Genomic DNA, 26,998 nt, shown 5'->3' on the forward strand with positions numbered 1-26,998 from the left:
CTGCCCGGCGATCAGCCGAAGCTGCGTTTGGGCGCGGTTTTCATGTGCGTGGTGTAGAGCGTCAGGCCGGTGAGCGAGATGCCGCCCACCAGGTTGCCCAGCACCACCGGGATCTCGTTCCAGATCAGGTAGTCCATGATGGAAAAGTTGCCGCCCAGGATCAGCGCCGACGGGAACAGGAACATGTTCACCACCGAGTGCTCGAAACCCATGTAGAAAAACAGCATGACGGGCATCCACATGGCGATGACCTTGCCGCTGACCGTGGTGGAGATCATGGCGCCCACCACGCCCAGCGACACCATCCAGTTGCACAGCACGCCGCGGATAAAGATGGTGAGCATGCCGGCCGCGCCGTATTCCTTGTAGCCCAGCGTGCGGTTCTCGCCGATGTGCGAGATCACTTCGCCCACCTTGCCGGCCGGGATCGAGAACCCGTAGGTGAACACGATTGCCATCAGCACCGCCACCGTCAGCGCGCCCAGGAAATTGCCCACGAACACCACGCCCCAGTGTTTCAGGATGGCGCGCGGCGTGACGCCGGGCCGCTTGTCGAACCAGGCCAAGGGCGTCAGCGTGAACACGCCCGTCAGCAAATCGAAGCCCATCAGGTACAGGATGCAGAAGCCCACGGGAAAGAGCGCGGCGCCCAGGATGGGCGAGCCGGTCTGCACATTGATGGTGACGGCGAACACCGCGGCAATGGCCAGGATGGCGCCGGCCATGTAGGCACGGATCAGCGAGTCGCGGGTCGCCATGTAGATTTTCGATTCGCCCGCATCCACCATCTTGGTGACGAATTCTGAAGGGACCAGGTAGGACATGATGTGTTCCAGTTGGAATGAGTTGTGGCGGCGCACCGGGGACCGTCAGAAGGAATCAAGCAACAAGCGTGCCAAGCGGCTGCGCGCGCGGCCCGCGCGAGCAGCGAGGCGGGGGCGCCGCGCGGGCGGGCCGGAGCGGTTCAAAGCGGTGCGGAGGACCGCAAATGGTGCGCGGCGGCGCACCGGCCTGGGGCGTGGAGGGCCGTGGCTTGCGGCCGGAGGGCGGCTTACTTCCCGATGCAGAAGCTGGAGAAGATCTCGCCCAGCAGATCGTCGCTGGTGAACTTGCCGGTGATGCTGCTCAGGCTGTCGTGCGCCAGGCGCAGTTCTTCGGCAAACAGGTCCAGCACGCGGTCGTCCTGCGCCGCGTGTTCGGTGGCCGCCGCCAGGTGCTCGGCGGCGAGCTGCAGCGCATGTACGTGGCGTTCGCGCGCCAGCCAGGGCGATTCCGCGCCGGGATTCCAGCCGGCCAGCGCCAGCAGGCGGGCGCGCAGTTCGTCCAGCCCCGCCCCTTCGCGCGCCGAAATTCCCAGTTGCCCTGCTTCGGCCTGGAACGGCTGATCGAGCAGGTCTACCTTGTTGAACACCGTGAGCAGGGGCGTGCGGGCCGGCAGCCGCGCCACGATCTGCGCGTCGAGCGCGTCGGCCGGCTGGGTGGCATCCTGCAGGTGCAGGATCACGTCGGCCCGCTCGATTTCTTTCCAGGTGCGCGCGATGCCGATGCTTTCCACCGTATCGTCGGTGTCGCGCAGCCCGGCCGTGTCGACGATGTGCAGCGGCACGCCGTCGATATGGATTTCCTGCACCACCTTGTCGCGCGTGGTGCCGGCGATGGGCGTGACGATGGCGATGTCGTCGCCCGCCAGCGCGTTCAGCAGGCTGGACTTGCCCACATTGGGCTTGCCGGCCAGCACCACGTGCAGGCCCTCGCGCAGGATGACGCCCTGGCGCGCCTGGGCGATCAGGGTGGCTAGGTCGGCGGCCAGCGCCTGCAGCGTGGGCCGGGCCTGGTATTTTTCGAGGAAGTCGATTTCTTCTTCGGGAAAGTCGAGCGTGGCCTCGACCAGCATGCGCAGGTGCACGATGCGGTCCGACAGGGCGTTGACGCGGGCCGAGAATTCGCCCGATAGCGAGGCCATGGCCCCGCGCGCCGCGGCAACCGATGACGCATCAATCAAGTCGGCCACGGCCTCGGCCTGGGCCAGGTCCATGCGGTCGTTCAGGAAGGCGCGCCGGGTGAATTCGCCCGGCTCGGCCAGGCGCAGGCCCAGGTCGGCGCCAGCCTGCAGGCAGCGGTCGAGAATGCGCCGCAGCACGGCTGGCCCGCCGTGGCCCTGCAGTTCCAGCACGTCTTCGCCGGTGTACGACTGCGGCGCGCGGAAATACAGCGCAATGCCTTCGTCCAGGGCTTCTCCGGTATCGGCGGTGAACGGCAGGTAGTGCGCGTGGCGGGGCGTAAGCTCGCGGCCGAACAGGCGCCGCGCCAGTGCCGATAAATCAGGGCCGGACACGCGCACCACGCCGATGCCGCCACGACCCGGGGCGGTGGCGATGGCGGCGATGGGGGCATGCGTGGAGAGAGCCATGAGTAGCGGATTCCGGGCAGTTTCAGGACGGCAATAAGGGAATATAACTGTTGCGTGTCTTTGCGTTTGCTGGTTAAGTTGTGCGGCGGCAGTCCAACCTGCAGAACAGACACGGGGAGAGCATGATGGCGTCTCGATGGTTACGTTTATTGGCTGGCAGCACACTCGCAATGGCCATGGCGCTGGGGGCCACGGCGCCCGCCGCGGCGCGTGACCTGGTGGTGGCGTTGAAAACCGAGCCCAGTTCGCTGGACCCGCAATACCACGCGCTGACGCCCAACACGCAGATATCCCACACGCTGTTCGACCCGCTGGTGCGCGCCGACGCGAAGCTGCAGCCGCAGCCGGCGCTGGCCGAATCCTGGACGGTGGACGGCAACGTCTGGACCTTCAAGCTGCGCCCGAACGTGAAGTTTTCGGACGGCTCGCCGTTTACGGCGGAAGACGTGGTGTTCACCTATGACCGCGTTCCCAAGGTGCCCAACAGCCCGTCGCCCTTTACCCTGTACCTGGGTTCGGTGGCCAAGGCCGAAGCCGTGGATCCGCTGACGCTGCGCATTACGACCAAGGGCCCGGCGCCGCTGCTGCTGATCAACCTGGCGCAGCTGCCCATCCTGTCGAAGAAGGCGGCTTCCGGCCCCGCGCCCGAAGGCAAGACCACCACCCAGCTCAACAGCGGCGACGGCCTGGTGGGTACCGGCCCGTACAAGTTCGTGTCCTGGAAGCGCGGCGCCCAACTGGTGTTCGAGCGCAATGAACACTACTGGGGCAAGAAGCCCGACTGGGACAAGGTGATCTATCGTCCCATGTCGAATGCCGCCGGCCGCGTGGCCGCCCTGCTGGCCGGCGATGTGGACATGATCGAGGATCCTCCTACCGACGACCTGCCCAACCTGAAGAAGAACAAGGACCTGTTCATCGAAGAAACGCCGTCGGTGCGGGTGATGTACGTGGCCATGGACCAGTACGCCGAACCCACGCCGGGCATTCCCGACCTGAAGAAGAACCCGCTGAAAGACAAGCGCGTGCGCGAGGCCCTGTCGCTGGCCATCAGCCGCGATGCCATCGTCGACCGGGTGATGGGCGGGGTGGCCAAGGCGGCCGGCAATGCGCTGCCGTACCCGATGTTCGGCGCGTCCAAGGAACACGCCGAAGCGCCCAAGGCCGACCCGAAGAAGGCCAAAGAATTGCTGAAGGAAGCCGGCTATCCGGACGGGTTCTCGATCACGCTGGGCGCGCCTTCGGGCCGCTACGTGAACGATTCGAAAATCGCGCAGGCCATCGCGTCGATGTGGTCGCGCATCGGGGTCAAGACCAGTGTCGAGGCGCTGGCGCCTTCGGTGTTCTTCAAGAAGCGCGACAGCTACAGCTTCAGCGCCTATATGGCGGGCTGGTCGGCCACCAGCGGCGAGATGTCCAACCCGCTGACTTCGCTGCTGATGACGCGCAACCCCGAAGCGGGCGAAGGCACCACCAACCGCGGCCGCTACTCGAACCCCGAGATGGACAAGCTGGTGCGCGAGGCCTCGCGCACCATGGACGACGACAAGCGCGCCAAGCTGCTGCAGCAGGCCAGCAACCTGGCCATGGACGACTACGCGTTCCTGCCGCTGCATTTCGAGTTGTCGGTGTGGGCCATGAAGAAGGACATCCGCTACGAGGGCCGGCCCGACCAGACCACCCTGGTGCAGTACGCGACCCTGAAGAAGTAGGGCCGAGGGTAGCGCCGACGTGCTGGCAACCATTATCCGCAGGCTGCTGCAGACGCTGGTCGTGATGCTGGTGATGTCGGCGCTGGTGTTCGCCGGCATTTACCTGGTGGGCGACCCGGTGTCGATGATGGCCAGCCCCGAGGCCACCGATGCCCAGCGCGAGGCCATCCGGGTGTCGCTGGGGCTGGACAAGCCCCTGGTGATGCAATACCTGGTGTTCATCGGCCAGGCGGTGCAGGGCAATTTCGGCAACAGCTTCCTGACCGGCGAGCCGGCCATGCGCCTGATCCTGGAGCGCATGCCGGCCACGCTGGAGCTGGCCAGCGTGGCCATGCTGCTGTCGGTGCTGATCGGCGTGCCGCTGGGCATCCTGGCGGGCCTGCGGCCCAAGGCGGCGGGTTCGCGCGCCATCATGACCGGTTCGGTGCTGGGATTTTCGCTGCCCAACTTCTGGGTGGGCCTGATGCTGATCATGCTGTTTGCCGTGCAGCTGGGCTGGCTGCCGGCCAGCGGGCGCGGCGCCACGGTGTCGGTGCTGGGCGTGCCGCTCAGCGTCCTGACGCTGGACGGCCTGGCCAGCCTGGTGCTGCCGGCCAGCACGATTGCCCTGGCCAAGTGCGCCATGATCGTGCGGGTGACGCGCGCGGCCACGCGCGAATCGCTGCCCATGGACTACATCAAGTTCGCGCGCGCCAAGGGCCTGTCGGAAAAGCGCGTGCTGGGCGTGCATTTGCTGAAGAACATCCTGATTCCCATCGTGACGGTGGCCGGACTGGAGTTCGGCCAGGTGGTGGCTTTTGCCGTGGTGACCGAGACGGTGTTCTCGTGGCCCGGCATGGGCAAGCTGCTGATCGATTCCATCATCAACCTCGACCGCCCGGTGGTGGTGGCCTACCTGATGCTGATCGTGTTCTTCCTGGTCATGCTGAACCTGGTCGTGGACATCATCTACACGGTGCTGGATCCGCGCGTACGCCTGGAGCGCCGAGCATGACGACGCCTGTTTCTTCCGCCCCGCCCGCGCCCGCCGCCGCGCGCGTCGAGACGCCGCTGCGCCGCTTTCTGGCCGACTTCTGCGCCAGCAAGCTGGCGCTGCTGGGCGTGGTGCTGCTGCTGCTGACCGTGGGGGCGGCGCTGTTCGCGCCCTGGATCGCGCCGCAGAACCCGTTCGACATCGGCACGCTGGACATCCTGGATTCGAAACTGCCGCCCGGCAGCGCCAGCAGCGACGGCAGCATGACCTACTGGCTGGGCACCGACGGCCAGGCGCGCGACGTGTTCTCGGCCATTCTGTACGGCATGCGCACCAGCCTGATGGTAGGCACTATTTCCGTATTGGCGGCCTTTGCCATCGGCGCCACGGTGGGCCTGATCGCGGCCTATTTCGGCGGGCGGATCGACGCGGTGCTGATGCGCACCGTGGATATCCAGCTGTCGTTCCCGGCCATCCTGGTGGCGCTGATCCTGCTGGCCATTCTTGGCAAGGGCGTGGACAAGGTGATCATCGCGCTGGTGGTCGTGCAGTGGGCCTACTTCGCGCGCGCCGCGCGCGGCGCGGCGCTGGTCGAGCGCGGCAAGGAATATGTCGAGGCGGCGCGCTGCATGTCGCTGGGCTGGGGGCGAGTGCTGTTCCACCATGTGCTGCCCAACTGCATGCCGCCCTTGATCGTGATCGCCACCATCGACCTGGCCCACGCCATCGCGCTCGAGGCCACGCTGTCATTCCTGGGCGTGGGCGTGCCGGTGACCGAGCCGTCGCTGGGCATGCTGATCTCGAACGGTTTCGAATACCTGCTGTCGGGCCTGTACTGGATTTCGTTCTTTCCCGGCATTGCGCTGGCCGTCGCCATTATCGGCATCAATCTGGTGGGCGACCACCTGCGCGATGTGCTGAACCCGCACAACGCGGCCTGAACAGGATGCCGGCCATGGACAACGCCAACCCTGCCGCCGCCGCGCCCATGCTCGACGTGCGCGGGCTGAAGACGCATTTTTTCACGCGGGCCGGCGTGGTCAAGGCGGTGGACGGCGTGGATCTGTCGGTGGCGCCGGGCGAGATCCTGGGCCTGGTGGGCGAGTCGGGCTCGGGCAAGAGCATTACCGGGTTCTCGCTGCTGGGGCTGGTGGACGCGCCGGGCCGCGTGGTCGACGGCGAGATCCGCCTGAACGGCGAAGACCTGCGCCAGGCTTCGCCGCGGCGCTGGCGCGAGCTGCGCGGCAGCGACATCGCGATGATCTTCCAGGATCCGATGATGACGCTGAACCCGGTGCTGCGCGTCGATACGCAGATGATCGAGACGGTGCGGGCGCACCGCCGGGTCGGCCGGGCCGAGGCGCACGCGCGCGCGCTGCAGGCCCTGACCAAGGTGGGGATCCCGTCGCCGCAGGAGCGCCTGCGCGCCTATCCGCACCAGCTTTCGGGCGGCATGCGCCAGCGCGTGGCCATCGCCATTGCGCTGCTGAACGCGCCGCGCCTGATCATCGCGGACGAGCCCACCACCGCGCTGGATGTCACCATCCAGGGACAGATCCTGTACGAAATGCAGAAGCTGTGCCAGGAGACCGGCACCGGGCTGATCTGGATTACGCATGACCTGGCCGTGGTGGCGGGCCTGGCCGACCGGGTGGCGGTAATGTACGCGGGCCGCGTGGTGGAAACCGGCACCACGGCCGACGTGATCGGCCGGCCGCTGCATCCTTATACGCACGGGCTGATCGCGTCGATTCCCACGCCGCAGACGCGCGGCCATGCGCTCGACCCTATTCCGGGCATGACGCCGTCGTTGTTGAACCTGCCGCAGGGCTGTGCGTTCCGCACGCGCTGCGCGCGCGCCACCGATGCCTGTACGCAGGCGCCGCAGGCGGTCGAGCACCGGCCCGGCCACTGGGCCCGCTGCTGGCACGCAGGAGAACCGTAGTGCAGACCGCCGCGCCCATTCCGTCGCCCCGGGCGGCATCGCCCGATGCGGCGCCGATCCTGTCGCTGCGCGAGGTCGAGCAGCATTTTGTGCAGCCGGTGGACCTGGCCGGCCGCATCGCCAACCTGTTCGGCGCGGGCCTGAAGACTTTGGTGGTGCAGGCCGTGGCCGGCGTCGACCTGGATGTGCGCCCCGGCGAGGTGATCGGCATTGTGGGCGAATCGGGCTGCGGCAAGTCGACGCTGGGCCGGATGGTGTCGGGCATTCTGCGGCCCACCAACGGGCAGATCCATTACCAGGGCAAGCCGGTGGCGCAGATGCCGGCGGCCGAGCGGCGCGCCTATGAGCTGGGCGTGCAGATGATTTTCCAGGACCCCTACGCGTCGCTGAATCCGCGCATGCGGGTGCTGGACATCATTGGCGAGGCGCCGGTGGCGCACAGGCTGATCCGCGCCGGCGAGAAGGCCGATTATGTGGCGGGCCTGATGCGCCAGGTGGGCCTGGACGCCGCTTATGCGCAGCGCTACCCGCACCAGTTTTCGGGCGGCCAGCGCCAGCGCATCGGCATTGCGCGCGCCCTGGCGTTGAAGCCGTCGGTAATCGTGTGCGACGAGGCCGTGGCGGCGCTGGATGTGTCGATCCAGGCGCAGGTGCTGAACCTGTTTGCCGAGCTGCGCCGCGACCTGGACCTGACGTATCTGTTCATCAGCCACAATCTGAGCGTGGTCAGCCATATTTCGGACCGGGTGGCCATTATGTACCTGGGCCGCATCGTCGAGATCGCGTCTACCGATGCGGTGTTTTCGCGCGCCAACCATCCCTATACGCAGGCGCTGCTGAAAGAGCTGCCCGACCTGCGGCCGGGCCGGCGCGACTACCGGCCCATCAAGGGAGAGCTGCCTTCGCCGCTGGCGCCGCCGACCGGCTGCGCTTTCCATCCGCGCTGTCCGCATGCGATGCCGCGCTGCTCGGTGGAGCGCCCGCTGCTGCGGGACATCGCGCCGGGGCATGCCAGCGCATGTCATTTGAATGATGAGCCGGGGCGGGGGGCCGATTGAATGGCTGTTGTGTGTTGGTGTCCGGCACCTGCGGAGCCAGACACCTGGATCTAGAACCAATCTGTCCACTGCGGCATACCCGCCCGGCGGTATGCTACAAAACCTGGACACAAAGCCCCTTTTCAGCAGAACACCGAGCCTCGCCATGAAAACCCTAGATGAAATCGAATGCGCCCATGCCGACCTGACCACGCTGCGGCGCGATATCCATGCGCATCCTGAGCTGGCGTTCAACGAGACGCGCACCTCGGCGCTGGTGGCCGAGCGGCTGCGCAGTTTCGGTATCGAGGTGCACACCGGCTTCGGCAAGACCGGCGTGGTGGGCGTGCTGAAAGCGGGTACCGGCGGCAAGACCGTGGCCCTGCGGGCCGACATGGACGCGCTGCCGATGCCCGAGCACAACCGCTTCGCGCACAAATCCACCATCGACGGCCGCATGCACGGCTGTGGCCACGATGGCCATACCACCATGCTGCTGGGGGCGGCCGAGTACCTGGCCAGGCACCGCGATTTCGACGGCACGGTGATCTTCATTTTCCAGCCGGCCGAAGAAGGCGGCAATGCCGGCGCGCGCGCGATGATGCAGGACGGGCTGTTCGACAAATTTCCTTGCGACGCGGTGTTCGGGCTGCACAACATGCCCGGCATGCCGGCCAACCAGTTCGGTTTTCGCAGCGGGCCGGCCATGGCGTCGAGCAATCGCTGGGACATCACCATCCGCGGCGTGGGCGGCCATGCCGCGCAGCCGCACCGCGCGGTCGACCCCATCGTGGTGGCGGCCGACATGGTGCATGCGCTGCAGACGCTGATCTCGCGCAGCAAAGATCCGCTCGAATCGGCGGTGCTGACCATTACGCAGATCCATGCGGGCGACGCATACAACGTCATTCCCGGCGAGGCTGTGCTGCGCGGTACGGTGCGCACCTACACGGTGGACGTGCTGGACCAGATCGAAGACGGTATGCGGCGCATCGCCACCAGCCTGCCGCAGGTCTACGGCGCCACCGGCGAACTGGATTTCGTGCGCTCGTACCCGCCGCTGGTGAACTGGGAAAAAGAAACCGCCTTTGCCGCCCAGGTGGCGCGCGAGGCGTTTGGCGACGAGCAGGTCAATTGCGAGATTCCGGCCTTCATGGGAGCCGAGGACTTTTCCTTCTACCTTGAGAAGGTGCCGGGCTGCTACCTGTTCCTGGGCAACGGCGACGGCGACCACCGCATGGCCACCTACCATGGCATGGGCCCCTGCCAGCTGCATAACCCCAATTACGACTTCAACGACGCCCTGCTGCCGGTGGGCGCCACCTACTGGGTGAAGCTGGTGCAGAAGTTCCTGCCGGCCGCCTGAAGCCCCCGGCGGCGCCTATATGACGCCAGGCTCTGTTCAAACACCGATAACTTCGTTTGAATTGGCGGGCCGCGTTTGCATAATGGGCTGCTCTGAATGCCGGAGCCACCCATGTCTGTTGCCAGTAATGCCGTGCGCCGCGAAAGCCCCGCGGCCGATTCGCGCCTGGCTCGCTATGCCGGCGCCATGGCGCTGGCGCTGGTGATCGCCCTGCTGGCGCTGCTGTCGCCCACCCCGGCGCTGGCCCAAGCCGCATCGCCGGTCGATGCCCCGGCCGGCGCGGCCGCCGTACAGCGCTAGCCGGCTCAGCGCCGGCCTGCCGCGCGCAGCACCAGGTCGGCGCCCTTTTCGCCGATCATGATGCTGGCGGCGTTGGTATTGGTGGACACCATCGTGGGCATGACCGACGCGTCGATGACCCGCAGCGCGGCAATGCCGTGCACCCGCAGTTCCGGGTCTACCACCGCGGACGCATCGTTCCCCATCTTGCACGACCCGCTGGCGTGGAAAACCGTGCCGCCATGGTGGCGGGCGAACTGCTCCAGGGCGGCGTCCTGCGTGATCGCGTTGCCGGGCAGGTATTCGTCCGGGGTGATCAGGCCGCGGAACGACGGCTGCTGGAAGATGTCGCGCAACTGCTTCAGCCCCGACACCAGCACGCGGGCATCGTGCGCCTCGGTCAGGTAGTTGGTGACGATGGCCGGCGGCTGCAGCGGATCGGCCGCGCGGATGCGCACATGGCCGCGCGACAGCGGGCGGCACTGCGTGGCAGACGCCGAGAAGCCCGAAAAGCGGTGCAGCGGGTCGCCGGGCTTGTCTACCGACAGGGGCATTACATTGAACAGCAGGTCGGGCCGCCCGCCCACGGCGTGCTCGCTGCACACCATGCCGCCCACCTGCCCGGCGCCGACGGTCAGGGGGCCCGACTGGCGGAACAGCCAGCGCGCGCCCATCGACAGCAGGCCCGGTACGCTGCGTGACTGGTCGTTCAGCGACATTTTCTTGCGCAGCTTGACGATGACGCGCGCCTGGTAGTGGTCTTGCAGGTTTTCGCCCACCCCGGGCAGGTCTGCGTGAACCGCGATGCCGTGCCGCTGCAGCAGATCCGCCGGGCCGATGCCCGACAATTGCAGCAGCTGGGGCGATTGCAGGGCGCCGGCCGCCAGCAGTACTTCGGACTCGGCGCGCGCCGAGTGCGGCGCGCCGTCGCGCAGCCATTCGACCCCGGTGGCCCGCCCCTGCCTGACCAGTACGCGCGTGACGTGCACGCCGGTCAGCACGGTAAGGTTGGGCCGCCGCAGGACGGGCGCCAGGAATGCCGAGGCGGCGTCGCAGCGCCAGTGGCCGCGCAGGGTCAGCTGGTAGGCGCCCAGGCCCTCGGTGCGCGCGCCGTTGAAATCCGGGTTCCGGCCGTAGCCGGCCTCGGCGCCGGCCTCGAGCCATGCCTGGCAGTAGGGATGGTCGTTGCGCAGCTCGGAAACGCACAGCTCGCCCGAGCCGCCGTGGTATTCGCTGGCGCCGGCCTCGTGGCGCTCGGAACGCTTGAAAAACGGCAGCACCTGGCGATAGCCCCAGCCGTCGGCGCCCGATTGCTGCCAGTCGTCGAAGTCGGCGTGCTGGCCGCGGATATACAGCAGGCCATTGATGGCGCTGGATCCGCCCAGCACGCGCCCGCGCGGCCACACGATGGACCGGTTGCCGGTGGCGTCCTGCGGCTCGGTCTGGAATTGCCACGAGAAGCGCGGGTCGTAGATGGTGCGGAAATAGCCGATGGGCAGGCGCAGCCAGAAGTTGCCGCCTTTGCCGCCGGCTTCCAGCAGCAGCACGCGGCAGCGCGGGTCGGCGCTGAGGCGGTTGGCCAGCACGCAGCCCGCCGAGCCGGCGCCCACGATGATGTAGTCGTAGCCGCCCCTGGCCTGCCTGCCGCCGTTCATGGCGCGGGCACCTGCAGGCCCAGGCGCTGGTAGGCCTCGGGCGGCGCGTCGTTGTCGCACATGATCTTCATCATCAGCTCCTGCAGCCGGCGCTCGATGGCGGCATCGCGGAACGGATGCTGCTGCGCGTAGTCGCTGTCCAGATCATAGAGCACCGTGGTGGTGTCTTCGTATCCGCCACCCTGCCCCTGGTGGCCGGTGGGCTGCCCGCGGTCGTTGCGGCGCGCCGGCACTTTCAGCACCGGCACGCCCTGCGTGAACGCGAACGGCGGCGCGAGCTCGGCGCCGCGCAGGTCATCGACGTGGAACATGGTTTTCAAGTGCATGGGCATCAGCGTGTATTCGTACAGCTGTTGCCGGGTCATGTCTTCGGGGTACAGAAAGTAGGTATAGCGGCCGTCGGTGATATTGGTGCCGGCGCCGAACATGCCGTACAGCGCGGCTTCGCGGCCGGGGCCGTCCTGCTTGAGCAGCGGCAGCAGCGAGCGGCCGTTGCAGGTGGGCGGCGCGGCCACGCCATGCAGCGCCAGCAGCGTCGGCATGATGTCGATGGTCTGCGTCAGCGCCTGGCGGCGTTCGCCGGCCTGGGCGGCGCAGTCGGGATGGTGGACGATCAGCGGGATATGCGCGATCTCGTTGTAGAACGGCATGCGGTTCTTGCCCCACCAGTCGTGCTCGGCCAGCAGGAACCCGTGGTCGGTGGTCAGCACGACGGCCGTGTCTTTCCACATGTCGTGCTCGTCCAGGAAGTCGAGCAGGCGGCCGAAATGGCGGTCGCACATCGCCACCAGCGCGGCGTAGTTGGCGCGCAGTTCGGCGATTTCGGCGGCGGATTCAGTGCTGCGCTTGTAGCGCGGCCAGTCCAGGATGGGGCCGTCGTAGTCGCTGGGATAGCGTTCGCGGTAATGCGCCGGCGCATGAAAGGGCTCGTGCGGGTCGAAGCATTCCAGGTGCAGCAGCCAGTTGTCGGCCGTACGGTTGCGTTCCAGGAACTCGAAGCCGGCGGCGAACGTGCGGGGGCAGCAGTAGTCGGCCTCGTCGCGCATGAACTCGCGGTTCACCATCGCCTGGGTGCGGCCGTCGTTCTTGCCCGCGGGCTGCTGCATCGGGTGGTACATGGCGCGGAAACGCTCGAGCGGCGGCTGCACCATGGCCTTCCACTTGTCCCATTCCTGGCCGCGCACGAATTCCCAGGTGTTGTAGCGGTTGTGATAGGTGGCGCCGCCGTCTTCCCAATAGTGGTAGTGGTCGGACACCAGGTGCGTGTAGATGTCGTGCGCGCCCAGCAGCTGGGCGAACGACTGGTCGAAGGGTTCCAGCGGGCCCCAGCTGCGGTGCAGGAAGTTCAGCCGCCCCGTATGCATCTCGCGGCGCGCGGGCATGCAGGGCAGGCTGCCCACGAAATGCCGCTCGAACGTGATGGCGCGCTGCGCGAACCGGTTGAAGTTGGGCGTGTCGATGGCCGTGCCGCCGTAGCATTGCAGCGCCGAGCGCATCAGCGAGTCGAACAGCACAAAAATGGTGCGCATGAGCCTACTCCACCTTGATATGCGCGCTGCGGACGATACCCGTCCATTTGTCGAGATCGGTGCCGACCTCGGTGCTGAAGGCCGCCACGCTGGCGGGTTCGGCCGCCGTGATGCCGCTGCGTGTCATGGCGTCGCGAACCTTGGGGTCGGCCAGGGCCTTCGAGGCGGCCTGGTTCAGGCGTTCGATTACCGCGGCGGGCGTGGCCTTGGGCGCCAGCAGGCCGATCCACTGGTCGGTGTTGAAGCCGGGCTCGCCGGCTTCGGCCATGGTGGGCACTTGCGGCAACTGCGGCATGCGCTTGTCGCTGGCCACCGCCAGCGCGGTAATTTTGCCCGCTTTGATTTGCGGCAGCGCCACGGCGGCATTGGCAAAATGGAAGTCGACCCGTCCGCCGATCTGGTCGGTCATGGCGGGCGGGCCGCCCTTGTAGGCCACGTGCACGATGTCGAGATGTTCGCGGGCCTTCAGCCATTCGCCCGCCAGGTGGCCGGGCGTGCCGTTGCCGGCCGACGCGTAGTTCAGCTGCCCCGGCGTCGCGCGGGCGCGCGCGATCAGGTCGGCCAGCGATTTGGGCCCGCGCGTGGGATGCGTAACCAGCAACAGGGGCGCATAGGCCAGCGGCGCCACCGGCTGGAAGTCTTTCAGCAAGTTGAAGGGCTGCGGCAGCCCGATAGCCTGGTTGATGGCAATGGCGCTGGTGGTCACCATCAATGTGTAGCCATCGGCCGGGGCCTTGGCGACCGTGTCGGCTCCGATGGTGCCGCCCGCGCCCGTCTTGTTCTCGACGATCACGGTGCCGCCCAGCTCCGCCTGCAGCTTGTCGGCCAGCAGGCGGGCCGGCAGGTCCACCAGCCCGCCCGCCGGCCAGGGCACGATGATGCGGATGGGCTGGTCGGGATAGGCGGCCTGCGCGGCGGCCATGCCGCCGGCCAGCATGGCGCCGAGCGCGCCGGCGATGATCCTGCGGCACCAGTGCGCGGGGCTGCGGCGGGTGCTGTGCTTCATGGTTGTCTCCTTGGGTGTGCCTGGCCGGTGCCGTGGCGCGCGGCGACGTGCGGGGTAAGGCACGCCGGTGCGTTGCCGGCCCGGCCGGATCGTTGTTATGAAAAGGGCGATCGCGGTCGATTCATCTAAAGGTTCTATAAACCATACGACCGTCACACAGTCTATGTCAAGGAGATTTATGTAGCTGCGGCCGCGTCGGCATGGAGCCGGAAATGGCAACGCCCCCAAGGCGTGGCATGCCTTGGGGGCGTCGTATGCCGTCGGCAGCGCCGGCGGCCGCTAGCGGTTGGCCGCGGCCTCTGTCTTGCGCTGGAGGTTGCGCGTGATGGTCCACTGCTGCGCGATGGACAGCGTGTTGTTGACGCACCAGTACAGCACCAGGCCGGCCGGGAAGAAGAACATCATCCCGCCGAACACCAGCGGCATGATCATCATGACCTTGGCCTGGATGGGATCGGGCGGCGTGGGGTTCAGCTTGATCTGCAGGAACATGGTGGCCATCATGACCGCCGGCAGGATGAAGTACGGGTCGCGCACCGACAGGTCATGCACCCACAGGATCCACGGCGCGCCGCGCATTTCGACGCTGGCCAGCAGCACCCAGTACAGGGCGATGAACACCGGGATCTGCACCACCATGGGCAGGCAGCCGCCCAGCGGGTTGATCTTTTCGGTGCGGTACATCTCCATCATGGCCTGATTGAGTTTCTGGCGGTCGTCGCCGTACTTTTCTTTCAGGGCCTGCAGGCGCGGGGCCACCTGCTTCATGCGCGCCATCGAGCGGTAGCTGGCGGCGGCCAGCGGGAAGAACACCGCCTTGATGATGACGGTAAGGGCGACGATGGCCCAGCCCCAGTTGCCCAGCAGGCCGTGCAGCCAGGTCAGCAGCGAGAACAGCGGCTTGGCGATGATGGTCAGCCAGCCGTAGTCGACCACCAGCTCCAGGCCGGGCGCCACGGCGGCCATGGCTTTCTGGTCTTGCGGGCCCACCCACAGGCGGGAATCGACCTGGGCGGTGGCGCCGGGCTGCACCGCGCCGACGGCCTCGATGCTGCGCGCGGCGTACAGGTTGGGCTGCACCTGCAGCAGTTCGTTGGTGCGCGGCTTGCCCTGCGGGGGCACCCAGGCGGTGGCGAAGTAGTGCTGCACGATCGCCAGCCAGCCGTTGTCGGCCTGCTTGATGTAGCTGCCCTTGCCCTTGGCGATGTCCGAGAAGGTGATCTTCTGGAACTTGTCTTGTTCGGAGTAAACCGCGACACCGGTGAAGGTGTGATAGAAGCTGGACGTGTCGGCCGGGTCGTTGCCGTCGCGCTCGAGCTGCAGGTACAGCGACGGCGACAGCGGTGCGCCGGAGATATTGGCCAGCGAGTGCTGGACGTCGATGTCGTAGCGGCCGCGATGCAGGGTGTAGGTCTTGGTGACTTTCAGGCCGCCCGAGTCGGCCTCGAACACCACCTGCAGGCTGTCGCCCTTGAGCTCGTGGTCGCTGGATACCAGGCGGAACGGGGTCTGGTGGTTGGGGAAGCTCTGGCCGTCGGGGGCGCCGATCAGGCCGGACTGCACCACGTAGGTGAGTTCGGGCGAGCGGTCGAGCAGCACGGTGGGCTTGTTGGGCTGGCCCGAGGTGGGGAACTTGAGCAGTTCGGCGCGCACCAGCTGGGCGCCGGTGGTGTCGAAGGTCAGGCGCAGGACGTCGGTGGTAACCACCACCTGCTCGGCCTTGGCGGCGGCCGGCGCGGCCGTGGCGCCGGGCACCGTGCTGGGCGCGGCGGCGGGCGTGGTGGGCACCGAAGCCGTGGCGGCCTGCCCGTTGGCGGCCGGCTGCTGCGCTTCGGCCGGCTTGGCGCTGCTGGCTGCGGGGGGCGTTCCGAACAACGACGGCTTGCCGTTATGGATTTGCCAGTTGTTCCACAGGAGCAACAGCGAGAAGGAGAAGATCATCCAGAGGATGGTTCGTCGGATATCCATAGTGCCTACGGTAAGGATGCGGGCCGGCCGGAAAGGGAGCGGCAAACCCGCGAGTTTAGCGTCAATTGGGACCGGTGCGGCGCTGATGCGTGCAGCACGGGGGCGAATCGGGATGGTGCGGGGGCGGAACCGGGTCGTGTCCGCCCGGCGACCACGGGTGGCATCGGCCGATGCGGCGCGCCGCCATCCAGCTGCCGCGCCAGGCGCCATGCCGCTCGATGGCTTCGATGGCGTAGGCCGAGCAGGTGGGCGTGAACCGGCATTGCCGCCCCAGCCAGGGGCTGAGGAAAAACCGGTAGAACCGCATGGGGGCGATCAGTAGAGCCTTGATCATTGCCGTACCCGAGCGAAGTGAGCGTCTACTTCGTCACGCGCCAGCCGCTTCAGCGCGGTTAGCGAGGCCGGCGCGGGCTTGCTGTGCAGCCGCAGCACGTAGTCTTGCGGCGGCAGCTGCAGCCGGCAATGCCGGAAGGCTTCGCGGATGACGCGCTTGAGGGCGTTGCGCGTGCTGGCGTGGGCCGCGTAGCGCTTGGCGATGACCATGCCCAGGCGTGCCTGGGCGGCCTGCCCGGGGGGCTGGCTGGCGGGCGCGGCGCTGAGAATGAAGAAAGCCCCTCGGGCCAGCCGGCGCCCTTTCAGGGCAGCGGCAAACTCAGAGGGGCGATGCAGCCGCGCCTCGGGAGGAAGCGTGGCGCGCGGCATGAACGACCGGTGCGGCGATACGCGAAAGGCGGAAAGACCCGGTGCCGGCCTTACACGGCCAGGCGCTTGCGGCCCTTGGCGCGGCGGGCGTTCAGCACGGCACGGCCGCCGCGGGTTTTCATGCGCACGCGAAAGCCGTGGGTACGCTTGCGGCGGGTAACGGAAGGTTGGTAGGTGCGTTTCATGGACGATCCACAAAAAGAACAACGTCAGAAGGGACCTGCCCGACGGGTTCCCGGCCAGGGCGGGCCCTGGCGCAAATAACGGCGGGGGCGGCCCCCGGCGTACATAAAAAGAACCTTCTGACAGACAGAATTCGGAAAAGCCCATCATTTCAGCAAGTTTTCTCTGCCTTGTCAAACAGTTACGGCCGAAAGACAGGGACGCAACAGCGGCAGCCTGTGGATAACCCACCCCCAGGCAAGGTAGAATCGAGGTTTGAATAAGAGCGACATGAAAGAATTCTGGCAGACCTGCGTCAGTCGTCTAGAGCAGGAACTTCCCCCCCAACAGATCAGCGCCTGGATACGGCCGCTGGTGCCGCTTGCGTACGACGAGACGCAGGCCGTGTTACGCGTTGCCGCGCCCAACCGGTTCAAGCTGGACTGGGTGCGCAAGAATTTCTCCCACCAGATAGAGGCCCTGGCGGCCGAATGGTTCCAGCGCCCGGTGCAGGTGGCTTTCGAGCTGCCCGCCGGCGGCGCGGGGCCGCGCATGCCGGCCGCCCCGCGGGCCGCCGTGCCGGCGCCGGCTCCGGCCGGCGGGGCAGCCGCGCCGGGCGCCGCGCCCATCCAGGCGCCGCCGGCGGTTGCGGCCACCGCCGTGGCGGCGGCGGTGCAGGCCGATGCGGCCGGCGTGGTGTACGAGCGTTCGCGCCTGAACACCGACCTGACCTTCGAAAACTTCGTCACCGGCAAGGCCAACCAGCTGGCCCGCGCGGCGGCGCTGCAGGTGGCCGAGAACCCCGGCATCTCGTACAACCCGCTGTTCCTGTACGGCGGCGTGGGGCTGGGCAAAACCCACCTCATCCACGCCATCGGCAATGCCATGGTGGCCGCCGGCACCGGCGTGCGGGTGCGCTACGTGCACGCCGACCAGTACGTGTCCGACGTGGTCAAGGCGTACCAGCGCAAGGCGTTCGACGACTTCAAGCGCTACTACCATTCGCTCGACCTGCTGCTGATCGACGACATCCAGTTCTTTTCCGGAAAAAGCCGCACCCAGGAAGAATTCTTCTATGCGTTCGAGGCCATGGTCGCGCAGCGCAAGCAGATCATCATCACCAGCGACACCTACCCGAAAGAACTGGCCGGCATCGACAGCCGGCTGATCTCGCGCTTCGATTCGGGCCTGACCGTCGCCATCGAGCCGCCCGAACTCGAAATGCGCGTGGCCATCCTGCTGCGCAAGGCCGAGTCCGAGGGCGTGCCCATGCCCGAAGAAGTGGCCTTCTTCATCGCCAAGCACCTGCGCAGCAACGTGCGCGAACTGGAAGGCGCGCTGCGCAAGGTGCTGGCCTATGCCCGCTTCCATGGCCGCGACGTGCTGTCGGTCGATGTCTGCAAAGAAGCGCTGAAAGACCTGCTGTCGGTGTCCAACGGCCAGATCACGGTCGAGAACATCCAGAAGACCGTGGCCGACTTCTACAAGATCAAGGTCGCCGACATGTACTCGAAACGGCGGCCCGCCAATATTGCCTTGCCGCGCCAGGTTGCCATGTACCTGGCCAAGGAGCTCACCCAGAAAAGCCTGCCGGAAATCGGCGATCTGTTCGGTGGCCGCGACCACACCACCGTGCTGCACGCGGTACGCAAGATTTCCGACGCCCGCGCCAAGCAGGCCGAGCTGAACCATACCCTGCACGTGTTGGAACAAACTCTAAAAGGATGAACATGCAACTCGTACAAACCACGCGCGATGCATTGCTGAAACCGCTGTCGACCGTGGCGGGAATCGTCGAAAGACGCCATACCCTGCCCATCCTGGCGAACATCCTCATGCGCAAGGAAGGCAACAAGGTTTCCTTCATTGCGACCGACCTCGAAGTCCAGATCACCACGCATGCCGATTTCGGCGTAGGCCAGGACAACGAGTCCACCACCGTGGCGGCGCGCAAGCTGCTCGATATCCTGAAGGCCCTGCCCGACACCGGCGAGGTCAAGCTGGGCCTGGCCAACAACAAGCTGTCGGTGCAATCGGCAAAAAGCCGCTTCGCGCTGCAAACGCTGGCGGCCAGCGAATTCCCCACCGTTGCGCAACCTGAAAAATGGGATGTCTCCCTGACGCTGCCGCAACGCACGCTGCGCCACCTGTTCAACATGGTGCACTTCGCCATGGCGCAGCAAGACATCCGCTATTACCTGAATGGCATGCTGCTGGTATTCGAAGCCGGCCATGTGCGCGCGGTGGCCACCGATGGCCATCGCCTGGCCCATTGCGCCACCGCAGCCGACGGCATCGCCCAGCGCCAGGAAGTCATCGTGCCGCGCAAGACCGTGCTGGAAATGCAGCGCCTGCTTGAAGACTCCGACGAGCCCGTCGCCATCGACGTGGCGCCGGGCCAGATCCGTTTCCGTTTCGGCGACGTCGAGCTGGTGTCCAAGCTGGTGGAAGGCAAGTTCCCCGATTTCACGCGTGTGATTCCCACCAACTACACGCGCCAGTTCGTCATCAGCCGCGAGGCCCTGCAGGGCAGCCTGCAGCGCGCGGCCATTCTTACCACCGACAAGTTCAAGGGCGTGCGCCTGCAGCTGGCGCAGAACCAGATGAAGATCTCGTCTTCCAACGCCGAACAAGAAGAGGCGCAGGAAGAGCTCGACATCGACTACGGCCACGAGGCCCTCGACGTGGGCTTCAACGTCAGCTACCTGCTCGACGTGCTGGCCAACGTCAAGACCGAGAACATCCAATGGTCGGTCATGCCCGATGCGAACGCGTCGGCGCTGCTCACCCTGCCCGACGACGACCAGTTCAAGTACGTCGTCATGCCCATGCGGATCTGATCCGCGCCCAGGGGTTTATGCCGCGCGGGCGCGTGCCGCCCGCCGCGGTCCGGCCGTCAGGCCGTCTTTTGAAGTCTTAGCGATACCAACATGTCAGATCAGCAGAACAGCAATCCCGAGAACAGCGGCTACGGCGCCGATTCGATCAAGATGCTCAAAGGGCTGGAGGCCGTGCGCAAGCGCCCAGGCATGTATATCGGCGACACTTCCGACGGCACGGGCCTGCACCACATGGTGTTCGAAGTGGTCGACAACGCCATCGACGAGGCGCTGGCCGGCTACTGCGACGACATCGTTGTCACCATCCACACCGACAACTCGATTTCCGTTACCGACAACGGCCGCGGCATTCCCACCGCCATCCACAAAGACGATGAATTCGGCCGCAGCGCCGCCGAAATCGTCATGACCGAACTGCATGCCGGCGGCAAGTTCGACCAGAACTCGTACAAGGTGTCCGGCGGCCTGCACGGCGTGGGCGTGTCGTGCGTGAACGCGCTGTCCGAATGGCTGCGGCTGACCATCCGCCGCAACGGCGAGGTTCACCAGATGGAATTCCGCCAGGGCGAGCGCGTGGCTCCGCTGGCGGTGACCGGCACCACCGACAAGCGCGGCACCGAAGTGCGCTTCCTGGCCGACCCGGTCATCTTCAACAACATCGAGTACCACTACGACGTGCTGTCCAAGCGGCTGCGCGAGCTGTCGTTCCTGAACAATGGCGTGAAGATCCGCCTGGTCGACCAGCGCCAGGGCAAGGAAGAGAACTTCGCGTTCTCGGGCGGGGTGCGCGGCTTTGTCGAATACATCAATCGTTCCAAGACCGTGCTGCACCCCAACGTGTTCGCGGTGTCGGCCGAATCCAGCGCCGGCGGCGTGCCGGTGGGCGTGGAAGTGGCCATGCAATGGAACGACACGTACAGCGAAACGGTGCTGTGCTTCACCAACAACATTCCGCAGCGCGACGGCGGCACGCACATGACCGGCCTGCGCGCGGCCATGACCCGCGTCATCAACAAGTACATCGCCGACAACGAACTGGCCAAGAAGGCCAAGGTCGAGACCTCGGGCGATGACATGCGCGAAGGCCTGGCCTGCGTGCTGTCGGTGAAAGTGCCCGAACCCAAGTTCAGCAGCCAGACCAAAGACAAGCTGGTGTCCAGCGAGGTGCGGCCGGCGGTTGAAGAAGCCGTGGCGCGCACGCTGGAAACCTGGCTGCTGGAACACCCCAACGACGCCAAGGCGCTGTGCGGCAAGATCGTCGAAGCGGCGCGCGCGCGCGAGGCCGCCCGCAAGGCGCGCGAAATGACGCGCCGCAAAAGCGTGCTGGAAGGCGCCGGCCTGCCCGGCAAGCTGGCCGACTGCCAGGAAAAAGACCCGGCGCTGTGCGAGCTGTACATCGTCGAGGGCGACTCGGCCGGCGGTTCGGCCAAGCAGGGCCGCGACCGCAAGTTCCAGGCCATTTTGCCGCTGCGCGGCAAGGTGCTCAACGTCGAGAAGGCGCGCTTCGACCGCCTGATCTCCAGCGAGCAGATCGCCACCCTGATCACGGCGCTGGGCACCAGCATCGGCCCCGACTTCAACGTCGATAAGCTGCGCTACCACCGCCTGATCATCATGACCGACGCCGACGTCGACGGCGCGCACATCCGCACGCTGCTGCTGACGCTGCTGTACCGCCAGATGCCCGAGCTGATCGAGCGCGGCTATGTGTATATTGCGCAGCCGCCGCTGTACAAGGTGAAGGTCGGCCGCGAAGAGCGCTACCTGAAAGACGACCAGGAAGAAGCGCAGTTCATGCTGCAGCTGGCGCTGAAAGACGCCGAGCTGGTGCCCGCGCAGGGCGCCGCGCCCATCACCGGCGAGGCGCTGGCCGAGCTGGCGCGCCAGTACGTGCTGGCCGACGCCGTGATCGCGCGGCTGACGCGCCTGTTCGATGTGGATGCCCTGTCGGCCATGGCCGAAGGGGTCGAGATCGACCTGTCGTCGGGCGAGGCCGCCGCCGCGTCGGCCAAGCGCCTGTCCGATGCCATGCACGAAGCCGTGGCGGGCAACGGCGTGGAGGTCGTTGCCGAATTCGACGAAGCCCACGAGCAGCATCGCCTGATGGTGCGCCGCATGCACCACGGCAATGTGCGCGTCAGCGTCATCGACGCCGATTTCGTGCAGGGCGCCGACTACGCCGTGCTGGCCAAGTCGGCCAAGACCTTCCTGGGCCTGATCGGCGCCGGCGCGGTAGTGGCGCGCGGCGAAGGCGACAAGCGCAAAGAGCAGTTCGTGGCCGACTTCCGCGAAGCCATGCAGTGGCTGCGCAGCGAAGCCGAGCGCGGCATCTCGAAGCAGCGCTACAAGGGCCTGGGCGAAATGAACCCCGAGCAGCTGTGGGAAACCACCATGGACCCCACCGTGCGCCGCCTGCTGCGCGTGAAGATCGAAGACGCCATCGCGGCCGACGAGATCTTCACCACCCTGATGGGCGACGACGTCGAGCCGCGCCGCGCGTTCATCGAAACGCATGCGCTGTCGGCGTCGAACATCGACGCTTAGCGTAAGCCGCCGCGGTATCGGCAAGGGCCCGCCTTCATGGCGGGCTTTTTTTCATGCGCCGGCAGGCGCAAAGCCCAATGACGCCGCCTGGGCCCGCGGGCGTATCACCTTGATCAGCGCCGCCAGTTCCTGGTTGCCCAGCCCGGCCGCGTCGGCGCGTTGCAGCCAGTTGTCGACGAAGGCGGGCATGTCGGTATTGATGCCGGCGGCCTTGCTGCTGTCGAGAATGCGGCGCGCGGCTTCGACCGAAATGCGCAGCGGGCTTTCCGAAACGGTGAAATCGCCGCTCTGGATGACCTTGCCCTCGTGCTGGAAGAAGGCGCCGAAGCTGGGCGAGATGCCGGCGACGATGCTGCCCAGCTGCGCCACGTCCAGCCCCTGCGATTCGGCGATCAGGGCGCCGTGGATGAAGCCGGCGGTGGCGCCGTACACGTACGAGAGCGTGGCCAGGTCCATGGCGGCGGCGGCGTCGATCTGGCTGCCCAGGTAAGTGATGTTGCCGGCCAGGTCGCGCAGTGTGCCGGCCACCCGCGCATAAGCCTGCGGATCGCCCGACAGCAGCACCGGGGTGTCCGGCTGTCCCATCTGGCTGGGGGCGGCCTGGATGGCGCCATCCAGGTAGGCAGCGCCGTGCGCCGTGGCCCAGGCCAGCGCCTCGCGCGCCTCGGCCGGGCTGCCCGTGGTCAGCTGCACCAGTGTCTTGCCCCGCAGCGCGGCGGCTACGCCCGGCGCGGCCAGGATGGCGTGGGCGGCGGCGTAGTCGTACACGATCATCACGGCCAGGTCGCTGGCGCGGATGGCCTCGGCGGCGGTGGCGGCCGCCCGGGCGCCCAGCGCGGCCAGGGGCGCCGCCTTGCCGGCGCTGCGGTTCCAGACGGTGACCTGGCGGCCCTGTTCGAGGAACAGGCGGGCGATGGCGGCGCCCATGGTGCCGAGGCCCAGTACGGTAACGGTGGTGGACATGATGGAATTTCCTGGAAGTTGGTGTGGCAGGCATGTTGAAATAGTGCTTTCTTATCGTCAAGTACCTACAATAAAGTCAGGTACTTACCATTTAGTAAGTTTAGGAAAGCCCGATATGAAGAATCTGCCCGTGAATTGCGGCATCGGCCCGGCGTTCGAAGTGATCGGCGGCAAGTGGAAAGCCGTGATCCTGTGGGAACTGCACGCGCAGGCGCGCCGCTTCGGCGAGCTGCGCCGCCTGGTTCCCGGCATCAGCGAGAAGATGCTGATTCAGCAATTGCGCGAACTCGAGGCCGACGGCCTGGTCGGCCGCCACGTGTTCCACGAAGTGCCGCCGCGCGTGGAATACAGCGTGACCGAATGGGGCCATGCGCTGAACCTGGCGATGGGGCCGCTGGCTGACTGGGGCGAGCGATATCGGAACAGCGAGGCCGGGCGCGCGCGCGCCGGCCATGCCTGACGGCGTTGCGCCGCGGCCTGCCTACGGCGTGTGGCGCCTGCGCGACGCCGCCGCGCGGCGCGGCAGCAGCAAGTTCATGAAGCCCGCCACGGCGGGATTGCGGCCATCGTGGCGGCGCACCGCGAACAAGGTGGACATGGCGGCCTGCCCGCCGCCGGCCAGCGGGCGATAGCGCACCGCCGAGCCGCGCAGCCCGGTAACCGAGGCCGGGACCAGGGCCAGGCCGACATTGGCCTCGACCAGGGCCAGGATGGTGGGCAGCACGCTCTGGTGCACCACATGCGGCCGCACGCCGGCCTGGGCGAACAGCTTGGCCAGCAATTCGTGAAAGTAGCGCGAGCCGCTGGCCGAAAAGCCGACCAGGTCTTGCCCATGCAGGTCTTGCAGGGCGATGCTCGGGCGCCGCGCCAGGCGGTGGCGCGCGGGCAGCGCCGCCACCAGGGGCTCGCGTTCGGCCACGTCGAACAGCAGGCGCGGGTCGTCCAGCGCGTCGTGGCGGCGCATCAGGGCGATATCGATGCGTTCGGCCAGCAGGCTGTCGAGCAGTTCGGCGGATTCGCGTTCCACCAGCGAGAGTTCGATGCCGGGGCAGGCATCGCGGTAGCGCGCCACGATGTCGGGCAGCACTTTGTAGGCTGCGCTGCTGGTGAAGCCCACGGTAAGGGCGCCCAGTTCGCCGCGGGCGGCGCGCCCGGCGCGTATCAGCGCGGCTTCGCTGTCGTGCAGGATCTGCCGCAGGCTGGCCAGCAGCTGCGCGCCCGCCAGCGTCAGCTGGACCGAGCGCGTGTTGCGCACCAGCAGGGGCATGCCCATCTGTTCTTCAAACTGCCGCACCTGCTGGCTGAGCGGCGGCTGGCTGATGTGCAGGCGCTGGGCGGCGCGGCCGAAGTGCAGTTCTTCCGCGACGGCGATGAACGCGCGGGCCTGCCTGGAGAACAATGAGATCGCATCCATTAAGATAAAAAACGACCTGATGACGGGCTAATTTTATATTGGATATATGAATCCGGGCTTCCTATGATGTGCCGCACGTGCCGGGCTTTGGCGCCCGGGCACGGATCCGTCATTCGACACGGCCGTCAGGCCGGACATCGGGGAACCATCCATGCCGCAATTTCAATTTCTATCCAGGACAATACGCGCGGGCCTTGCCGCGCTGCTTGCCGCCGGCGCCTGCGCCGCGGCGCAGGCCGCCGGCTATCCGGACAAGCCCGTGCACCTGATCGTGCCCTTCGGCCCGGGCAGCGTAACCGACCAGCTGGCGCGCATCACGGCCGACAAGCTGGGCAAGGCGCTGGGCCAGACGGTGATCGTCGAGAACAAGGCGGGCGCGGGCGGCAACATCGGCGCCGGCTATGTGGCCGGCGCGCCGGCCGACGGCTATACGCTGCTGCTCGGCCCGGCCAGCACCAATGCCATCAATCCCAGCCTGTACCACGACCTGAAGTTCGATCCCATGAAGGACTTCGCGCCGATCACCAATGTGGCCTCGGTGACCAACGTGCTGGTGGTGCCCGCCGCGGTGCCGGTGCATACGGTGCGTGAACTGATCGACCAGCTGAAGCAGCACAGCGGCGCCTACAGCTATGCGTCGGGCGGCGCGGGCGGCTCGCAGCACTTGTCGGCCGAGCTGTTCAAGACGATGTCGGGCACGCAGATGCTGCATGTGCCCTACAAGGGCGGCGGCGCCGCGCTGGCCGACCTGCTGAGCAACCGGGTGCAGGTGATGTTCTGCAATCTGCCGGTGTGCCTGCCGCACATCAAGGCGGGCCGGCTGACGGCGCTGGGGGTGTCTTCGGCGCGCCGTTCGGAATTGCTGCCCCAGGTGCCCACCATCGCCGAGAGCGGCCTGCCGGGCTACGAAGTGGATGGCTGGTTCGGTCTGTTCGCGCCGGCGGGCACGCCGGACCCGATCGTGGCGCGCCTGAATGCAGAGATGACGCGCATCCTGGACACCGCCGAGGTGCGCCAGCTGCTGCTGGCCCAGGGCGCCACGGCCGAGCCGGGCACGCAGCAGGAGTTCGCGCGCTTTGTGCAGAGCGAACACGACAAGTGGGCGCGAGTGATCAAGCAGGCCGGCATCACGCTGGAATGAGCCGGACATGAAATCGCTGACTGAACTGACCGCCCTGCAGGCCGCCGCGGCGCTGGAAAGCGGGCAGGCCACCGTGGGCGCGCTGGCCCGGGCCTACCTGGACCGCATCGCGCAGCGCGATGGCGACGTGCGCGCCTACGTGGCCCACGATCCGGCGCGGGTGCGCGATGCGGCGGCCCGCGCCGAAGCCGGGGGCGGCCTGCTGCGCGGCCTGCCCTATGCCGTGAAAGACGTCATCGCGACCCGCGACTACCCCACCACATTCGGGTCGCCCATCTATGAGGGCTATATGCCCGGGCGCGATGCCGGCGTGGTGGCCTGCGCGGCCGAGCAGGGGGCGGTGCTGCTGGGCAAGGTGGCCACCGGCGAATTCGCCACCCAGACGCCGGGCCAGGCGCGCAATCCGCGCGGTCTGGCGCATACGCCGGGCGGCTCGTCGAGCGGATCGGCCGCCGCCGTGGCCGACGGCATGGCGGTGGCGGCGCTGGGCACCCAGACCACCGGCTCGATCGTGCGGCCCGCCGTGTATTGCGGGGTGGTGGGCTACAAGCCGTCGTTCGGCATGTTGTCCACGGCCGGCGTGTCGGCGCTGAGCCCCACGCAGGATACGGTCGGCCTGATTACCCGGGACGTGGCCGATGCGGCGTTCCTGGCCGCGGGCCTGAATGGGCACCGCCTGGTGCCGCGCCCGCTGGAACGGCCGCGCGTGGGCCTTTGCCTGTCGCGCCAATGGGAACATGCCCGGCCCGAGACCGTGCAGGCCATCGAAGCCCTGGCGCGCCGCATCGAGGCCGCCGGCGCGCAGGTGCGCCGCGTGGAACTGCCCGCCGCGCTGGAAGACCTGGTCGAAGGCCAGGGCCGCATGGTGGCCTACGATGCGCGCCAGGCGCTGGCCTACGAACGCACCCGCCATCATGCCCGGCTCAGCCCGCGGCTGCAGGCGCGCATGCAGTCCGGCGAGCAGACCTCGCTGCCCGATTACCTGGCCCTGGCGCGGCGCGCGATGCATGCCCGGGTGCAGGCCGAAGCGCTGTTCGACGGCCTGGACGTGCTGCTGTACCCGGCCGCCGAGGGCGAAGCCGAGGCGGGCCTGGATTATTCCGGTTCGCCGCGCTTCGGGGCGCTGTGGACGCTGCTGCACGTGCCGTGCGTGTCGTTTCCGGTTGCGCGCGGGCCGGGCGGGCTGCCGCTGGGCGCGCAGGCCATCGGCGCGTATGGCGACGACTTTCGCACGCTGGCCGCGGCGCAGTTCATCGCGGCCCACGCCGAACCGCTCTAGCCGCCGCGTGTTTTGCGATACCCAGGAACCCAGCCGGAGACGGCTGGGTTTTTTTTCGTGGCGCATCCGTGGC

At 67.3% G+C, this 26,998-nt stretch carries 24 protein-coding genes; 13 read left to right on the forward strand and 11 right to left on the reverse strand.

Translation table 11 applies throughout. The annotated features are described in order from the left end of the window. Window positions 1–11: 11 nt before the first annotated feature. Both J2P76_RS21235 and mnmE read right to left on the reverse strand, forming a co-directional pair. Complete coding sequence (locus tag J2P76_RS21235; RefSeq protein WP_207409818.1) at window positions 12–824, reverse strand: formate/nitrite transporter family protein; 813 nt, start codon at window positions 822–824, stop codon at window positions 12–14. 227 nt (window positions 825–1,051) lie between these two features. After that, entirely contained in the window at window positions 1,052–2,410 is a 1,359-nt protein-coding gene (gene mnmE / locus J2P76_RS21240) for a tRNA uridine-5-carboxymethylaminomethyl(34) synthesis GTPase MnmE (protein ID WP_207409819.1), read from the reverse strand. Between the two features lie 125 nt (window positions 2,411–2,535). Here mnmE and J2P76_RS21245 point away from each other — a divergent pair, with 125 nt between their 5' ends. The 7 genes from J2P76_RS21245 (at window position 2,536) to J2P76_RS21275 (ending at window position 9,743) form a co-directional block, all read left to right on the forward strand. Next, window positions 2,536–4,122 (forward strand): ABC transporter substrate-binding protein, encoded by a 1,587-nt coding sequence (locus J2P76_RS21245; protein WP_207410633.1) that lies wholly within the window; start codon window positions 2,536–2,538, stop codon window positions 4,120–4,122. A gap of 19 nt (window positions 4,123–4,141) precedes the next feature. Next, on the forward strand, window positions 4,142–5,116 hold the full coding sequence (locus tag J2P76_RS21250; protein WP_207409820.1) for an ABC transporter permease subunit: 975 nt from the start codon (window positions 4,142–4,144) through the stop codon (window positions 5,114–5,116). Continuing rightward, window positions 5,113–6,036: an ABC transporter permease gene (locus J2P76_RS21255; RefSeq protein ID WP_207409821.1), complete on the forward strand. Its 924-nt coding sequence runs from the start codon at window positions 5,113–5,115 to the stop codon at window positions 6,034–6,036. Before J2P76_RS21250 ends, J2P76_RS21255 begins: the two co-directional genes overlap by 4 nt. A gap of 14 nt (window positions 6,037–6,050) precedes the next feature. Beyond that, window positions 6,051–7,040: an ABC transporter ATP-binding protein gene (locus J2P76_RS21260; protein ID WP_431603438.1), complete on the forward strand. Its 990-nt coding sequence runs from the start codon at window positions 6,051–6,053 to the stop codon at window positions 7,038–7,040. Further along, window positions 7,040–8,098, forward strand: a complete 1,059-nt coding sequence (locus J2P76_RS21265) for an ABC transporter ATP-binding protein (protein ID WP_347565351.1) — start codon at window positions 7,040–7,042, stop codon at window positions 8,096–8,098. The genes J2P76_RS21260 and J2P76_RS21265 overlap by 1 nt, the downstream gene beginning before the upstream one ends. Window positions 8,099–8,243: 145 nt before the next feature. Further along, a complete protein-coding gene (locus J2P76_RS21270) occupies window positions 8,244–9,443 on the forward strand; it encodes a M20 aminoacylase family protein (protein WP_207409823.1) in 1,200 nt (399 codons plus the stop codon). A 111-nt stretch (window positions 9,444–9,554) separates the two neighbouring features. Next, a complete protein-coding gene (locus J2P76_RS21275) occupies window positions 9,555–9,743 on the forward strand; it encodes a hypothetical protein (protein ID WP_207409824.1) in 189 nt (62 codons plus the stop codon). A gap of 5 nt (window positions 9,744–9,748) precedes the next feature. On the opposite strand, the gene J2P76_RS21280 is transcribed toward J2P76_RS21275, so the two are convergent. From J2P76_RS21280 to rpmH, 7 genes are all read right to left on the reverse strand, one after another. Continuing rightward, window positions 9,749–11,377, reverse strand: a complete 1,629-nt coding sequence (locus tag J2P76_RS21280; RefSeq protein WP_207409825.1) for a GMC family oxidoreductase — start codon at window positions 11,375–11,377, stop codon at window positions 9,749–9,751. Continuing rightward, window positions 11,374–12,906 (reverse strand): sulfatase, encoded by a 1,533-nt coding sequence (locus J2P76_RS21285; RefSeq protein ID WP_207409826.1) that lies wholly within the window; start codon window positions 12,904–12,906, stop codon window positions 11,374–11,376. Before J2P76_RS21285 ends, J2P76_RS21280 begins: the two co-directional genes overlap by 4 nt. A gap of 4 nt (window positions 12,907–12,910) precedes the next feature. Next, window positions 12,911–13,912, reverse strand: a complete 1,002-nt coding sequence (locus J2P76_RS21290) for a tripartite tricarboxylate transporter substrate binding protein (protein ID WP_207409827.1) — start codon at window positions 13,910–13,912, stop codon at window positions 12,911–12,913. A gap of 279 nt (window positions 13,913–14,191) precedes the next feature. After that, window positions 14,192–15,880: a membrane protein insertase YidC gene (yidC, locus tag J2P76_RS21295; protein WP_207409828.1), complete on the reverse strand. Its 1,689-nt coding sequence runs from the start codon at window positions 15,878–15,880 to the stop codon at window positions 14,192–14,194. 61 nt (window positions 15,881–15,941) lie between these two features. Continuing rightward, entirely contained in the window at window positions 15,942–16,214 is a 273-nt protein-coding gene (gene yidD / locus J2P76_RS21300) for a membrane protein insertion efficiency factor YidD (protein WP_207409829.1), read from the reverse strand. Further along, window positions 16,211–16,582 carry a ribonuclease P protein component gene (locus J2P76_RS21305; RefSeq protein ID WP_207409830.1) on the reverse strand — a complete coding sequence of 124 codons (372 nt, stop codon included), beginning with the start codon at window positions 16,580–16,582 and terminating at the stop codon, window positions 16,211–16,213. The genes yidD and J2P76_RS21305 overlap by 4 nt, the downstream gene beginning before the upstream one ends. A 50-nt stretch (window positions 16,583–16,632) precedes the next feature. After that, complete coding sequence (gene rpmH / locus J2P76_RS21310) at window positions 16,633–16,767, reverse strand: 50S ribosomal protein L34 (RefSeq protein ID WP_003800771.1); 135 nt, start codon at window positions 16,765–16,767, stop codon at window positions 16,633–16,635. Window positions 16,768–17,035: 268 nt separating this feature from the next. Between rpmH and dnaA the strand changes: the two genes are divergently transcribed. The 3 genes from dnaA to gyrB all read left to right on the forward strand — a co-directional run bounded on the left by dnaA (window position 17,036) and on the right by gyrB (window position 22,128). After that, window positions 17,036–18,472, forward strand: a complete 1,437-nt coding sequence (gene dnaA, locus J2P76_RS21315) for a chromosomal replication initiator protein DnaA (RefSeq protein WP_207409831.1) — start codon at window positions 17,036–17,038, stop codon at window positions 18,470–18,472. 2 nt (window positions 18,473–18,474) lie between these two features. Next, window positions 18,475–19,584 carry a DNA polymerase III subunit beta gene (gene dnaN / locus J2P76_RS21320; protein ID WP_207409832.1) on the forward strand — a complete coding sequence of 370 codons (1,110 nt, stop codon included), beginning with the start codon at window positions 18,475–18,477 and terminating at the stop codon, window positions 19,582–19,584. A 90-nt stretch (window positions 19,585–19,674) separates the two neighbouring features. Next, window positions 19,675–22,128 (forward strand): DNA topoisomerase (ATP-hydrolyzing) subunit B, encoded by a 2,454-nt coding sequence (gene gyrB / locus J2P76_RS21325; protein WP_207409833.1) that lies wholly within the window; start codon window positions 19,675–19,677, stop codon window positions 22,126–22,128. A 51-nt stretch (window positions 22,129–22,179) separates the two neighbouring features. Here gyrB and J2P76_RS21330 read toward each other — a convergent pair whose 3' ends face one another. Further along, entirely contained in the window at window positions 22,180–23,133 is a 954-nt protein-coding gene (locus J2P76_RS21330; RefSeq protein ID WP_347565362.1) for an NAD(P)-dependent oxidoreductase, read from the reverse strand. A 73-nt stretch (window positions 23,134–23,206) separates the two neighbouring features. Between J2P76_RS21330 and J2P76_RS21335 the strand changes: the two genes are divergently transcribed. After that, entirely contained in the window at window positions 23,207–23,551 is a 345-nt protein-coding gene (locus tag J2P76_RS21335; RefSeq protein ID WP_207409834.1) for a winged helix-turn-helix transcriptional regulator, read from the forward strand. A 21-nt stretch (window positions 23,552–23,572) separates the two neighbouring features. Here the strand turns inward: J2P76_RS21335 and J2P76_RS21340 are convergent, their stop codons facing one another. After that, window positions 23,573–24,505 carry a LysR substrate-binding domain-containing protein gene (locus J2P76_RS21340; RefSeq protein ID WP_207409835.1) on the reverse strand — a complete coding sequence of 311 codons (933 nt, stop codon included), beginning with the start codon at window positions 24,503–24,505 and terminating at the stop codon, window positions 23,573–23,575. Window positions 24,506–24,656: 151 nt separating this feature from the next. On the opposite strand from J2P76_RS21340, the gene J2P76_RS21345 reads away from it, so the two are divergent. Together J2P76_RS21345 and J2P76_RS21350 are read left to right on the forward strand one after the other, a co-directional pair. Beyond that, window positions 24,657–25,646 (forward strand): tripartite tricarboxylate transporter substrate binding protein, encoded by a 990-nt coding sequence (locus J2P76_RS21345; RefSeq protein WP_207409836.1) that lies wholly within the window; start codon window positions 24,657–24,659, stop codon window positions 25,644–25,646. A 7-nt stretch (window positions 25,647–25,653) separates the two neighbouring features. Next, the gene (locus J2P76_RS21350) at window positions 25,654–26,925 is read left to right on the forward strand and encodes an amidase (protein ID WP_207409837.1); all 1,272 of its coding nucleotides are present in this window, start codon (window positions 25,654–25,656) and stop codon (window positions 26,923–26,925) included. Window positions 26,926–26,998: the final 73 nt, after the last annotated feature.

It is taken from the genome of Bordetella petrii, assembly GCF_017356245.1.
Classification (GTDB): Bacteria; Pseudomonadota; Gammaproteobacteria; order Burkholderiales; family Burkholderiaceae_B; genus Bordetella_A; species Bordetella_A petrii_D.